Source organism: Bacillus sp. SIMBA_031 (assembly GCF_046535225.1).
Classification (GTDB): Bacteria; Bacillota; Bacilli; order Bacillales; family Bacillaceae; genus Bacillus; species Bacillus velezensis.
Genome location: NZ_JAWRXC010000304.1, coordinates 1 through 268 on the forward strand (window position 1 = coordinate 1; position 268 = coordinate 268).

Below are 268 nucleotides of genomic sequence, written 5' to 3' on the forward strand. Positions count from 1 at the left end.
TGTGCCTCTGCTTGGAGGTGGGGATCGATACCGTGACCGCCGCCGCCCAAGCAGGGCACGACGCCGGAGCCACCGTCCTGCTCAACCTCTCGCCGTACGCTGAGGTGCCGCAGGTTTTGGCCGAGCTGACCGACGTGTTGCTGGTCAACGCGCATGAGGCCTCGCTGTTCCTGGGATCCGAAGCAAGCATTCCCGATCCCGGGTCCGGCGCTGAGGCATGGGAAGTGGTTCAGAGCCGTTTTGCCGACCGCGGGCTACACCGCGTGCT

1 protein-coding gene is annotated in these 268 nt (G+C 66.0%); it reads left to right on the plus strand.

What is annotated here, in order from left to right; genetic code table 11:
• Positions 1-32: 32 nt before the first annotated feature.
• Positions 33-268 (plus strand): carbohydrate kinase family protein (locus SB724_RS20400; protein WP_410572708.1); only part of this gene is annotated, 236 nt, incomplete at its 3' end.